This window comes from Paludisphaera sp., from assembly GCF_037189885.1.
In the GTDB taxonomy this organism is placed as follows: Bacteria; Planctomycetota; Planctomycetia; order Isosphaerales; family Isosphaeraceae; genus Paludisphaera.
Map to the genome: position 1 here is coordinate 105,006 of NZ_JBBCIR010000030.1, position 13,319 is coordinate 118,324.

Below are 13,319 nucleotides of genomic sequence, written 5' to 3' on the forward strand. Positions count from 1 at the left end.
CCTCCTCACGGCAACACCCTTCGACCGACGGCCGTATTGAGCGCGAGCATGCTCTTGCGGTGGCGAATGAGGATGTCCCGGTACTGACGGATCGCCTCGTTGTATTCCCGCTGGGCTTCGAAGTACGTGAGGAGGCCCTCCTGGCCGGACGTGTACAGGCGGAACTTTTCCTCTCGGAGACGTTTCGACCGCGGGAGGACGACCCTCTCGAAGCGGGCTACGGCTGACCGGGAAGATTCGTACTCGAGCGAAGCGCCTTCGACCTCGGCCACGACCTGCCTCTCAAGCCCCGAGAGCTCGAGCTGGGTCTGGTGGACGTTCCGCTCGGCGCGGCGGATGTTGCCCTGGTTCCGATTGAAGAGCGGCACGGTGGCGAACACGCCCGCGCCCCAGGACGTCGCCCCCTTCGCCCCCGGGGTGTCGTTATTCGCGTCGAAGCCGTAGGGGGTGTAGAGCGCGAAGACGTCCGGGAATCGCTCGCGACGTTGCACGTCAACGTTCGCCGTCGCCGAGCGCACCCCGAGCCGGGTCGCAACGACGTCGGGCCGGTGTGTGAGCGCCACGTGCACGAGCTCCTCCGGAGGCGGAGCGGGCGGCGCGACGTCTCGAATCGTGCCGCGCAGCTCGATCTGGTCGGCCTGGGCGGAGGGAATTCCTAAGAGCAGGGCCACGGCGCGCTTTGCCTGCCGGTAGCGCGTGACGGCCTCCTCGTAGGCGACCGTGGCTGTCTCCTGCTGAATGATCGCCGTGTCGAGGTCGGTTTCCGGCGCGACCTCCTTGGAGACCCGCTCCTCGATCGTGCGCAGGAGCGTCTCGTAGCCCAAGAGGCTCGTCTTCAAATACTGAACCGAAGTCCGGGCGGCCAACGCGTCGGTCCACGCGACGTGGAGCTTCTCGAGTTCGAGCCGAACGGCGTCCTGGTATTGCGCCTCGAGCACGCTCCTAGCCGTCACGGCGAGTCGGGTGCGCGCCCTGATCTTCCCGTTCACGTCGAACGGTTGGACGACTGTGACGCCGTAGCTGTTTGAGCCGGGCCGCTGGGGCGAGTATTTCCCGTACGGGGCGCTGTCGGCGCTCGCAAATACTAGCGGGTTTCCCCAGAGGCTTGCGGTCAGGATGTCGGCCTCGGCCTTCGGTAGCTCCTGGAACTTGACCGCGAGCTCGGGGTTCGAGCTGATGACTCCCGCGATCGATTGCTCGAGGGTCAGACCGCTTTCGGGGCCCTCATCATCAACTGCGGGGAGCTCCAGGGGCCCATAGAGCGGAATCGTCGCCGAGGACGTCTCCGGGATCGCGGGAGGCAGAATGCCCTGGCGGCGATCGCCGATGCCCCCGGCGAGATCGGGCCTGGATGCCGCCGAGAGGACGTCGATGGGCCTCGGGGAGATGGAGCGCCCGCCCAGCCTGGGCTCGTCCGCCCCCGCGATCCTGGGGAACGGGCGCTCGGCGATGCCGTGCACCGGGCCGAGGAACGTGCTGTCGCGAGCCCGCTCCTGGGCTCGACGGCCCGCGGAGATCGCGACGATGTCGTCGGCGAGCGCCGCAGCCCCCTGGCCGCGAGCCTGGGCACCGGTCAGTAACAGCCCGGCCGACACAACGACTCCCGACAACGCGCGTTGACTCGTGAACCGCATGGTACCCTCCTGGTCGTTTCACGGGACCACCGTGTCTTGCGAAAGGTGCTTAGACCGGTATCGTTTCCAGTGCCTGAAGGTTCTCGCCGCGCTTAACGGTGCCGGGCGAAACGTCCGGGGCCGGCGGAGGCTCGGGCCCGGGGCCTTGACCGTCGTCGCCCCGCGTACCGGCCGCGACGCTAGGGCCTTTCCCGAAGAGGAGATAGAGCACGGGCAACGCGAGCATGGTCAGGAACGTGTCGCAGGCCATGCCGAAGACGACGACGGTCGCGAGCGGCCTCTGGACCTCGGCCCCGATGCCCGTCGCGAGCATCATGGGGACGAAGCCGAGCGACGCGACGGTGCCCGTCATGAGGACCGGCCGGAGCCGGGCGAGGCGGGCCGCCTCGATGGCCTCGCGCTTGGGCAGGCCCTGGGCCATCTTGTCGCGGATGTAGCTGACGAGGATGAGCCCTTCGAGCATCGACGCTCCGGCCAGCACCACGAACCCGACCCCCGCCGAGATGGTGAAAGGCAGGCCCATGACCCACAGGCCCAGGACGCCGCCGACCCGGGCGAAGAGGACGCCGCTGAAGATCATCAGCGCGTCGCGGAGGGAGTGGAACGTCAGGTAGAGCAGGCTCAGGATCAGGGCCAGCGCCAGCGGCACGACGATGAGGAGCCGCGTCTCGGCCCGCTGCATGTTCTCGAACTGGCCGCCCCACTCGATGCGATACTCGCCATCGAGCTTCACTTGAGCGGCGATCTTGGCCTGCGCCTCGTCGACGAACGACCCGATGTCTCGGCCGCGGACGTTGGACTGGACTATGATGCGGCGCTCCCCCCATTCGCGCTGGATGGTCGACGGGCCGGTCACCTCCTCGAGCCTTGCGAGCCGCGTGAGCGGCAGCCGCTGTCCGGAGGCCGTGGTGAAGAGGATCTTCTCCAGCGCGCGAGGGTCGTCCCGGTACTCCTCCGGGAGGCGGATGGCGAGTGGGAAGCGGCGGTCGAGCTCGATGACTTCGCCGACCTTCATCCCGCCGGCCTCGGACACGGCGTCGAGCACCTGGCGGGCCGAGACGCCGTAGCGTGAGATCGCCTGGCGGTCGACCACGACGCGCAACACCGGCAGGCCCGTGATCTGCTCCGACGAGACGTCGGCGGCACCTCGTATTTCCTTCACGACCCGCTCGACCTCGGCCGCCTTCTCCTTCAAGACCTCGAGGTCGGGCCCGAAGATCTTGATCCCGAGGTCGGCCCGGATGCCGGCGACCATCTCGTTGATCCGCAGCTCGATCGGCTGGCTGTAGACGGCCCGCATGCCGGGGAGCTTCTCGGTGACCTCCGCCATCTCCGCGACCAGCTCGTCCTGCGTCTCGGCCTTCTTCCAGCCGCCGACCGGCTCCTGGGTCCAGTAACGCCACCACGCAGCGGGGGTGCTTAGGAGCTCCGGCCTTTCGAGCAAGTACGACCCCTCGCGTGGTTTCAGCATCACATAGACGTCGCTGACTTCGAAACCCATCGGATCGGTCGCGACTTCCGCGGTACCGGTCCGGCTCCAGATCGACTCGATCTCGTCGGGGAAGGCGTCCTTCAGGATGGCCTCGACATGCGTCCCGTACTCGAGCGACTCCTCGAGCGACACGCTCGCCAGGCGCACGGTGTTGATGACGATGGAGCCCTCGTTGAGCCGGGGGACGAATTCCGACCCCAAGCCGAGGCCCAGGATCGTCGCGCCGACGGTGATCGCCCCCACGACGACGAGCGTCGGCCACGGGAATTTGAGGCCGAGATGGAGGATCGGCTGGAAAATCTTGTGGGCCATCCGGTCGATGAAAGTCTCCTTGTCCTTCTCCCGGCGCGAGAGGCCGACCGAGGCGAGCACCGGAATCAGCGTCAGCGACATCACCATCGAACCCAGCAGCGCGAAGACGACGGTGAGCGCCATCGGCCGGAAGAGCTTGCCCTCGACGCCCTGGAGGGTGAGGATCGGCAGGTAGACGATCATGATGATCAGCTCGCCGAACATCGTCGGCTTCCTCACCTCGACCGCGGCGTCGCGGATGACGTCGAGCTTCGGGCGGTCGCTACGGTCGTGCGCGAGGTGCCGCACGGAGTTCTCGACCATCACGACCGAGCTGTCCACGACGAGCCCGAAGTCGATGGCGCCGAGGCTCATCAGGCTTCCCGCGATGCCTACCTTTTCCATCATCGTCACCGCGAACAGCATCGACAGCGGGATGACGCTCGCCACGATCAGCCCGGCCCGGAAGTTCCCGAGGAAGGCGAAGAGCACGGCGATGACCAGGATGGCGCCTTCGAAGAGATTCTTCTCCACCGTGTGGAGGACCTGATTGACCAGGTCGGTCCGCTTGTAAGCCACGTCGATCGTGACGCCCGGGGGCAGCGCCCGCTTGACGTCGTCCATCGCCTCGTCGAGCGCGATGGTGACGTCGCGCGAGTTCTCACCCATCCGCATGAAGGCGAGGCCCAGTACCACCTCGCCCTTGCCGTCGGCGGTCGTGCCGCCCCGGCGGATGACGTGGCCGACGGCGACCTCTCCGACGTCCTTGACGCGGATCGGCACCCCGTCGACCGCCTTGATGACGACCGAGGAGATCTCGTCGAGCGTCGTGGTCCGGCCGATGCCCTGCACGAGGCTCGACTCGCCGCTCCGAACGATGTAACCGCCGCCGACGTTCTTGTTGTTCTCCCGGAGCGCCAGGGCGAGTTCGTCCAGGGTCAGGCCGAACTTGGCGAGCTTTATGGGATCGGCGAGCACCTCGAACTGCTTGGCCAGCCCGCCCCAGGGGTTGATCTCGGCGACCCCCGGGATCCGCCGGAGCCGGGGGCGGATGACCCAGTCCTGCAGGGTCCGCAGCTCGGTCAGGCCGTATTCGGGGTTCTCGCTCGACAGGAGGTAGTGGTAGACCTCGCCGAGCCCCGTGGCGACCGGGCCCATCGTCGGGCGGGCGGTCCCCTCGGGGAGTTCCACCTCGCCGAGCCGCTCGTTGATCTGCTGGCGGGCGAAGTAGACGTCGGTGTCGTCGGAGAAGATGAGGACGACCTGCGAGAGCCCGAACTTCGAGACCGAGCGGACCTCTTCGAGGCCCTTCAGCCCCCCCATCGCGTATTCGACGGGAAAGGTGATGAGCCGCTCGACCTCCTCGGGCGACAGCTCCGGGACGTTCGTGTTGACCTGCACCTGGACGGGCGTCGTGTCGGGGAAGGCGTCGAGCGGCAGGCGCGTGGCCGCCCGGACCCCGAGGGTGACGAGGATGCCCGCCATGAGCAGGACGACGAACCGGTTCTTCAAACTGAAATCGATCAGGGCGGTGAGCATCGCGGATCCTCCATGCGGCGTCGGGTTTATTCGCAGCACCCGGCGCCGATTGCGCCCTTCATGATCTCGGTCTTCAGCAAGAAGGCACCCTTCGTGACGACGCGCTGCCCGGCCTTTAGTCCCCAGGTCACTTCCAGGGCGTCTCGCTTATCGGCGGGCTTCGTCGTGACCCGTTGCGGGCGGTAGACGCCGCCCTCTTCCTGGGGGAGGAAGACGACGTCGACATTGTCCTTCCGCTGCACGGCGAGCTTCGGCACCACCACGGCCTTGTGCTCGTCGCCGAGTTGGATCTCCGCCTGGCCGAACTGGTTGGCGCGGAGTTTCTCGCCCCGGTTCTCGAGCTCGGCGCGGACCCGAGTGGTGCGCGTCTGCTGATTGACTTCGGTGCCGATCCAATTCAATCGACCCGAAAACGTCTCGTCGTCGCCGCCCGATACGGTGAGGGTCACAGGCTGTCCGGGCTTAAGCGCCGCGAGATCGGACTCGTAGACGTCGATCCATAGCCACAGTGTCGAAGTGTCCGTTACGGCAAAAATGGGATCCGTAGCCTGGACAGGCTCGCCCTTCACGGCGTGCCGCATCACAACCTGACCGTCGAGCGGTGCGACGACGTCGAGAAGGGACTTCGTATCTTGGTCTTCGACGATCCGGCTGAGTCGCTCGTCGTCGAAACCGAAATTCCTGAGCTTCTGCTCCGCGTCAAGCGAGGAAGCTTTGGCTTGGTTGAGCGCCGTCCGCGCCTCGAGCTCGGACTTCACCGCTATTGCACCGGTTTGAGAGAGCGATTTGGTACGTTCGTAGGTGACCTGGGCGAGGTCGAGGGAAGCCCTGGCGGTAATCAGTTGGGCCTTCGCGGAGCTCACCTCGGCCGAGTCGACAACCGCGAGCACTTCTCCCTGTTTCACGACCCGCCCAAGATCAACGCGCACGTCGTGCAAGAAGCCAACGACTCGGGGGGCAATCTCTGCGTAATGGTTCGCATCGTAGGCCGTTTCGGCGTTGAATGTCAGCTTGTGAGCATGGGTGACCTCGGTGGCCAGCGCCGTCTCGATCCCGACTTGTCTCGAGAGTTCGGCCGAGGCGAGCCTCACGATCGGGAGCGGCTCAAGACAAACCTTCGCACCGGGTGATAAGTGAGCCTCCGGGTCAAGCTGGCACTCCAGGCAGAACGACTCGGGCTTATTATGCGTGGCGCACCAGCCGTCGTCGAGGGCGTCGGAGGACGCCGAAGGCCCCCTGCCGCATTGAGCGCAGAAGGACTCTGGCAGGCCGTGCTCTTCGCATACGACGATCTTCAGCCCGTCCTTCACCTCCGGGTGGCACAGCGTGCAGATGTCCTCGGGGATGCCGCCGTGCTCCGCGCAGAGGAGGAGCTTCTCCTTGAGCTCCTCGTGGCAGAGGGTGCAGAACTTCTCGGGCACCCCGTGCTCCTTGCAGAAGAGCCCCGCCTCCGCCGGGGCCGACTCGGGAGCGAGCCCGATCTGGCCGTGGAGCGCGGATGGCAGCCACTCGGGACGGGCCACGGCCACGGCCGCGCCGATAATGACTATAGCGGCGACGGCGGCCGCAGAAGGCGCGATCAAGCGATTCAAGAGTAACCCCTTCCTACCCGGGAGATGGGCGCGCGGGGGCCGGCATCGAGAGCCGGCCCTGCGAACGTAATATCATCTGTGGTCGGGATTGGCGGCCCGATGACGGGCGCAAGCGATCACTTCCGCGGGCGCGCAGCGGCACCCAGCAGGGACCGTGTGAGGAGGGGTTTCTTTAGCAGCGGAAATTTTGGAGCAGCGCGCGGATGGTCAGGGAATCTCCCCAACTAGCGAGGTCGTTGGGCGAACCCTGGGACGTGAGGCTGCAGAGAGAGAGCGGGAGGTGGACCGGGGGCGCAAAGTGGAAGAGGTGGACGGCGTAGGCGAGGTCGGGTACGACAGGCTTTCCGTCGGTCCTCTGGACTGCTCCGCGGCAGACGCAATTATCGGCGCTATCAGGGCAGCTGTCCTGAGAACCGTGATCGTTCGAAGTATCCGCAGCCCGTTCATGGTGCGCGCTGTGGCCAATCTCGTCCGCGCCACAGAGAACCGGGCAGGACGCGATCACGAACGCCAGAATCGCTGTCAAGAACGCACGCACGCAGGGCTCTCCACGCGAAAGACCGGACCTTCTCTCATCATAAGGGACGACGAGGTTGCGTCAACCTCCGGCAGTCGAGCGACTGCCACCACTTCGAGGCTCTCGATGCTTCTATCGGCAGGTCCTCCGTGCCGACTGCAGTCGGGACCATAACAGGGCGACGTTGATGGGTCTTGGCTCGCCGATGGGCGTGTGTGTAATTTCCCCGGCTCCGAACCCGTGTGCTTAGCTGGCGGCCCGCGTCGCATCGCGCGAGGGCACTGCGAACAGGACCGCCTCGCATCCGGGGGGACGAAGTGCCGCGAGTCTTCCCCACATGCCCCCCGAATTCAGGCCTTCATTTGTGCTATCTCGTATCGAAGGATCGAGACTTAAAGGATGGTGTGATATGCAGGGGAGGTGCGTCTTCGCCTTCTGGAGCATGAGCAGGCCGAAGGCGACGTAGTGCATGCCCGCCGGGACGGACTGGAGCCGCTCGTAAGCCTTCGCCAGGCGGCGGAACCGCGAGGCCCAGCCGAACGTACGCTCGACCACCCAGCGCCGCGGCAGCAGGACGAAGCCCCGCTTCGCCTCCGGCAGCTTGACCACCTCCACGTGGATCCCCTCGCTCGCCGCGTCGGCCTCGGCGTCGTCCCCGGTGTGGCCCTGGTCGACGAACGCGACCTCCACCGACTGGCCGCCCGCCCGCTGGACCGCCTGGCAAAGCGCGCCGACGTGGGCTGATCCTGCTCGTCGTCCTGCGAGACGCGCGGCGCCAGAATCTGCCCCGCCGTGTCCAGGGCGACATGGATCTTGGACTCCCGCTTGCGCTCCTAGGCCGTCGGCTCGGCGTCGCGGCCTCCGGCCATCCGTGGCAGGGCGCGGAGGTCGTGGATTATCGCCTCGAAGCGGCCGGCTGCCAGCCAGCGCCGCGTCCTCGTCCTCAGGTAGACCTTACGCCAGGGGGGATCCGATGGACAGAGCCCGCCACGGCACCCCGCTCCGCACGATCCAGCGGACCGCGTCGAGGGCGTCTCCGAGGCCGAGGACGCGCGGGGCGGCGTACCCGGGGAGCAGGGGGAGGCAAGGCGCGACGAACGCCCATTCGGCATCGGCGATGTTTCTTGACTAATTCATGCGCTGAACCGAGCCCGTCGGCGGCCTGTAGTTCAAAACCCCTGCCAAGGCGACGAGCTGCGGGACCTGGAAGGCCGGGATGCCGAGCGTTCCCGATTTGCCATCCAGCCCCCCGTAGTCGATCGGTCGATGGCGACGCTCCCCATGGCGGGCAAACCAGCCGGGTCCCCTCTCCGCTCTTCGACCGTATCCTGATCTTCGGGACAGCGAACCACTCGGGACGTCAGCTGACCACGCCGATCCGGATTTGTGCTTGACGAATCGACGGGCCCTCCCGAAGATGACTGGCGAGGTCGACGGGAAACTTTCCTTCGTCCCGATTTCGGCGGGCATCCTCCCAAATCGACCTCTCAACTGGACCGTTGTAACGCGTCGGGAACGGACCTTCCGGGCCGGCCCGAGGATTCGCGCGTGGAATCCCGTCGAGTCGGATCGACGCGGTTGCCAAGGCGGTCGCTGCCCGAGGGCGACGAGATCGTCGCCCAGTGGGAGCCGCGTCGCGGCGATGCCCCAATCGCTGGCACGGCATGACCCAATTCCCCCACCACCCCTTAACGGGGACGCGGGGAGGGTCTTGCCGCGACGGGGCGTCCGATCGGGCCATCCCATCGCCGTGCAAGATACTCTTCCCGCCCCCGGCGTCGCGAAGAGAATCCGCCCATGTTCAGCGAACCCATCCCCGAAACGGGGACCCCGCCCCTATCCGCGCTCATCGACCCTCGTGAACCGGACGCCCGGACTTCGCCGGCCCCCGATCGGCTCCTCTCCGCACGCGACGTGACGGAGATCCTGCCTCGCCGACGGCGCGGCCGGAAGCTGCACGTCGCGACCGTCCACCGCTGGTGGACGACCGGCTATCGGGGCGTCGTGCTGGGATGCGTCCGCATCGGCAACCAGCGTTTCACGTCGATGGCGAGCCTCGAATCCTTCATCCGCCGGATGTCCGAGCTCGACCGGCGTGCTTCGCCTGGCGAAACATCCGGACGCGACGCGGCTCCCCCCACGGCCGCGCCCGCTTCGAACCTCGCCGAGCGGCGTCGCCGAGTCCGTTGTGAGCTTGAGCGCAACGGCCTCTGACATCCAGCTCCCGTCATCGCTCCCGGATCGCTGCTTACCCGGCGCCGGGCGGCCGGGCTACGCGCCCCAGCAACGACCGGCGGCCGGCCGGCTCCCGCACGACCATGGCTCGTGAGCCACCCTCACACGTTCCACGAGATCTTCGAGGCGCCGGCGTCCCGGCGTCTAGTCCGACCTCCCCGCTGCATCCACATCCCCCGACATCGCATCGAGTCCGCAACAGGAGGAACCAGTCTCATGCCCACCGACGAGTCTCGTCCCGTTCATCTCTCCGAAGCCCATCGACGGTTGCTCGAAGCATCGTCCATCTCCGTAGACGTCATCGCGGAGCGGGGCTATCGGACCGTCGAGAGCCCCGCGGAACTCCGCCGGCTCGGCTTCAGCCGCGACCTCAGCGGCCTCCTCGCCCCCGCCCTCCTGGTGCCTTCCCATGACCTCGACGGGAAGCCTACCTTCCAGGTCCGGCCCGATAGTCCGCGTTACAAGGACGGCAAGGCGATCAAGTACGAGACGCCCGCCGGCTCCCGCCTCGCGATCGACGTGCTGCCCCGCATCCGCGCGGAGGCCCTGGATGCGTCGGTGCCGCTGTTCGTCACCGAGGGCATACGCAAGGCCGACTCGGCCATCAGCCGGGGGCTCTGCTGCCTCGGGTTGATCGGCGTCTGGGGGCCGAAGGAAGAGGCCCACGAGGAGTTCTGGGATCGCATCCCGCTCGACGGCCGGCCCGCTTGCATCGTCTTCGACTCGGACGTCGCCCTCAATCCCCAGGTCCGCGCCGCAGCCGCCCGCCTCAAGCGTCGCCTCGAGGCGCGAGGCGCGGCGGTCCGCGTGCTCGGGCTCGCGGCCGGCCCGGGCGGGCAGAAGGTCGGGCTCGACGATTTCCTGGCCGCGGGCCGCTCGGTCGATGAGCTGATGGCCCTCCCTGACGTGGACGTCGCGCCCGCTGCCCGGGGCGACGACGCCGACGAGGACGCACCGCGGTTCTTCGCCGGGCCCGACGGGCTCTTCCAGCGCATCCGCCACAGGGACGGGGAGACCGCGAGGCAGCTCGCCAACTTCACCGCGCGCATCGCGACCGAGTTCATCGTCTCGGACGGAGTCGAGGAGCACCGAGAGTTCGAGGTCGAGGCGGTCGTCGAAGGCGAGGCCAGGAGCGTCCTCGTGCGGGCCGAGGACTTCGTGGGCATGGAATGGGTCGCCCCCATGCTTGGCGCCCGCGCCGTCCTCGCCGCCGGCCGCGAGGCCCGGGACCTGGCCCGGGAGGCGATCCAGCGCCTTTCGCTCCGGGACATCCGGGAGGCCCGGCTCTTCACGCATATCGGCTGGGTGGAGATCGGCGGCGAGCACTTCTACCTCCATGCCGGTGGAGCCATCGGCCCGGACGCCGGGACCGGCGCGATCCAGGTTTTCCGTGATGGGCCCACGGCCAATCCACTGTCATCCAAGGATTTGCAAGGGCCGGGGCCCAAGGGCCCATCCCCTGGCGGTGTTACCACGGCCGTGGGCGTGGGCGTGCGGCTGCAGCCACCGCTGACCGATTACGAACTGCCCGAACCGCCTACGGGGCAGGCCTTGAGGAAAGCGGTCAGGGCCAGCCTCCGGCTCACGCGCCTCGCGCCCGACCACGTCGCGATGCCCGCCTACGCCCTCGCCTGGGGCGCCGTGCTCGGCGACGCCCGCTTCGGCGGCTGGGCCGACGGCTCGACCGGCCGGGGAAAGTCCGTGCTCGCCGGCCTGCTCCAGCAGCACTGGGGGCGGCGGATGAATCACGAGAACCTGCCGGGCTCCTGGACGTCGACCGCCAACTACAACGAGACGCTCGCCTTTCTCGCCAAGGACGCGCTGCTGGTCCTCGACGACTGGGTGCCGAAGGGGTCGAAGGCGGACGTCGAGCGGTCGCAGCGCGAGGCCGACCGTGTCATGAGGGCCCAGGGCAACGGCAGCGGCCGGGGCCGCAGCGGTCGCGACGGGTCGTCGAGGCCGCCCCGGCCGCCGCGCGGGGTGATCTACTCCACGGCGGAAGCCACGCCGGACGGCCAGTCCCTGGTGGCGCGCATGCTCCGGCTCGACTTCCGGGGCGTCGACCTGCTCGACCCGAGCCATGGGAAGCGACTCAGGGCCTGCCAGAGGGACGCCGACGACGGGGTCTACGCCGCCGCCATGGCGGCCTACATCCGCTGGCTCGCGCCCCAGCTGGACGCGGTCCGGTCGGGATTCCGGTCGAGGATGCATAAGATCCGGAGTTACTACTGGGCCGGCGGACGTTGCAAGCACCCGCGGACGGCCACAACCGTCGCCGATCTCCTGGCGAGGTTCGAGGTCTTCCTGGAGTTCGCCGAGGCGGCGGGCGCGATCGACGAACGCGAGTATCACATCCTCTGGAGGCGACTCGGCCAGGCCGTCGGCTATCTGATCCAGGAGCAGAACCTGCAGCAGGCCGAGAACGACCCGGTGGAGCAATACATCGCGCTGCTCTCCGCGGCACTGCTCAGCGGCCGGGTCCACGTGACCGGCCCCGACGGGAAGTCCCCCGCCAAGTCGCCCGAGGCGTGGGGATGGCAGGAGAAGCGCCTGCCGGCCGCCGCATCGGACGGGCCCGGGGCCGGGGGAGCGGAGGAGCGGGGCGTGGGCGACGGAGAGGGGCCGGAGTTAGGGGAAGACGCCGAGGAGTCGCGCCTCGCCCACTGGCCGCAGGGGCGGCGCGTCGGCTGGATCCTCGGCGACAGCTTGTACCTCATCCCCCAGGCGACCTTCGCCGAGCTCCAGAAGTTCGCGCGGGACATGGGCCAGCACCTGGCCTTCGGCGAGAAGACCATCGGCCGCGCGCTCTTCGAGGCGGGCAAGCTCCTGGGCCGGGACGAGCACCGCAAGAAGTACACGACGAGGCGCGACTTCCTCGACCGCCGAAGCCGCCAGGGGTTCTACCACCTGGACGCCAAGGCGGTCCTCGCCGAGCGGACCTCCAACGCCCCGGCCTGGACCGAGGACGACTACGACGGCCCGCCGCTGGAGGACCTCATGCAGGAACGTCGGCGCGACGACCTGCCCTGGGACGACCTCCTCCTGGCCTGATCCTCGATGGCGGCCGGCCCGGGGATGCGGGCTGGGCTTCGAGCCGAGGCCGGCCGCCGCCGCCTCCTGATGCGACGTCGTACCAGCCGCGTCCATGTCACATGACCGTCCCGGGAACACTCATCCCCGCCAGCCTTCCTTCCCCGCGAGACCGACGCCAATGAATCCCGAAATGAGCGACGCCTTCGGCGCCTTCTGGTCGGAGGTCGAGCAGGCCGAGCGGTTCATCGAGGAGTATGGCCACACCGGTTGGTGCCCCGCCTATCGCGACCTCCGGAGCGGGCCGCTCGAACGGGCCTACGAGGGGATCCGTACCCACCTGGATGCGCTGGTCCGACTCCGATTCGTCAGGACCCCGGTCGCCGTCCAGGGCCTGAATCCATACCGGGCGGAGACGGCCCATCAGGCCCTGATGTACTTCCTCAACCCGCCCCAGAACCTCCTCGGATCCCCCGGCGTCCTCGGATCGCCGGAATATCGGTCGCTCAAGCGCGACGCGCAGGACGAACTCGCCCGGCTCGATTCGCCGCGACCGAAGGCCGCGAGGCGGGGGCGTCGCCTATCGGCGAAGAAGGGCCCACGCCCGTCCCATAAGAGTATCGACGCCGCGATGCTGCTCCTGATCCTGAGAAATCACCATTCCACGCGCAATCGAGACTCCGCCGCGGAACCCCTGCTGCAGAAGCAGATTGCCAAGGAGATGGGGGTCGACCAATCGCGCGTCAGCCGCGCCTTCAAGGTGCTCTTCCCCGAGCATGGGATGAGCGAGTATCACGCACTGCTCCAATCCGGCCGCCTGCGCGGCTACTTGACGCGATGCGACAACGGTCTGACGGAGGTCACGGCGATCGACGAGTAGCGCACGATCCCTGCCGCCGGCCATATGCAACTGATGTGCTTGCTTTGCATTCGTGATTATGCCGCCGCGAATGACGTAAAGTATTTTAACGATGGCATTAGCGTCTCGC

At 67.7% G+C, this 13,319-nt stretch carries 6 protein-coding genes and 1 pseudogene; 3 read left to right on the plus strand and 4 right to left on the minus strand.

Going from position 1 to position 13,319, the window contains the following annotated elements; all coding sequences use genetic code 11:
• Nucleotides 1-5 precede the first annotated feature (5 nt).
• The 4 genes and pseudogenes from WG209_RS11000 to WG209_RS11015 form a co-directional block, all read right to left on the minus strand.
• A complete protein-coding gene (locus tag WG209_RS11000; protein WP_337175088.1) occupies nucleotides 6-1,634 on the minus strand; it encodes a TolC family protein in 1,629 nt (542 codons plus the stop codon).
• Nucleotides 1,635-1,683: 49 nt separating this feature from the next.
• A complete protein-coding gene (locus tag WG209_RS11005; protein WP_337175089.1) occupies nucleotides 1,684-4,956 on the minus strand; it encodes a CusA/CzcA family heavy metal efflux RND transporter in 3,273 nt (1,090 codons plus the stop codon).
• Between the two features lie 26 nt (nucleotides 4,957-4,982).
• Nucleotides 4,983-6,548 carry an efflux RND transporter periplasmic adaptor subunit gene (locus WG209_RS11010; RefSeq protein ID WP_337175090.1) on the minus strand — a complete coding sequence of 522 codons (1,566 nt, stop codon included), beginning with the start codon at nucleotides 6,546-6,548 and terminating at the stop codon, nucleotides 4,983-4,985.
• A gap of 949 nt (nucleotides 6,549-7,497) precedes the next feature.
• Nucleotides 7,498-8,184 (minus strand): annotated as a pseudogene (locus WG209_RS11015) (transposase); the annotation flags it as partial.
• A 678-nt stretch (nucleotides 8,185-8,862) separates the two neighbouring features.
• Here WG209_RS11015 and WG209_RS11020 point away from each other — a divergent pair.
• The 3 genes from WG209_RS11020 (at nucleotide 8,863) to WG209_RS11030 (ending at nucleotide 13,210) form a co-directional block, all read left to right on the plus strand.
• Complete coding sequence (locus WG209_RS11020; RefSeq protein ID WP_337175091.1) at nucleotides 8,863-9,279, plus strand: DUF1580 domain-containing protein; 417 nt, start codon at nucleotides 8,863-8,865, stop codon at nucleotides 9,277-9,279.
• 288 nt (nucleotides 9,280-9,567) lie between these two features.
• Nucleotides 9,568-12,351 carry a DUF3854 domain-containing protein gene (locus WG209_RS11025; RefSeq protein WP_337175092.1) on the plus strand — a complete coding sequence of 928 codons (2,784 nt, stop codon included), beginning with the start codon at nucleotides 9,568-9,570 and terminating at the stop codon, nucleotides 12,349-12,351.
• A 160-nt stretch (nucleotides 12,352-12,511) separates the two neighbouring features.
• Nucleotides 12,512-13,210, plus strand: a complete 699-nt coding sequence (locus tag WG209_RS11030) for a hypothetical protein (protein WP_337175093.1) — start codon at nucleotides 12,512-12,514, stop codon at nucleotides 13,208-13,210.
• Nucleotides 13,211-13,319: the final 109 nt, after the last annotated feature.

Coding starts and splice junctions, on each gene's coding strand:
- WG209_RS11000 (WP_337175088.1), bottom strand. CDS start 1,634: ATGCGGTTCACGAGTCAACGCGCGTTGTCGGGAGTCGTTGTGTCGGCC.
- WG209_RS11005 (WP_337175089.1), bottom strand. CDS start 4,956: ATGCTCACCGCCCTGATCGATTTCAGTTTGAAGAACCGGTTCGTCGTC.
- WG209_RS11020 (WP_337175091.1), top strand. CDS start 8,863: ATGTTCAGCGAACCCATCCCCGAAACGGGGACCCCGCCCCTATCCGCG.
- WG209_RS11030 (WP_337175093.1), top strand. CDS start 12,512: ATGAATCCCGAAATGAGCGACGCCTTCGGCGCCTTCTGGTCGGAGGTC.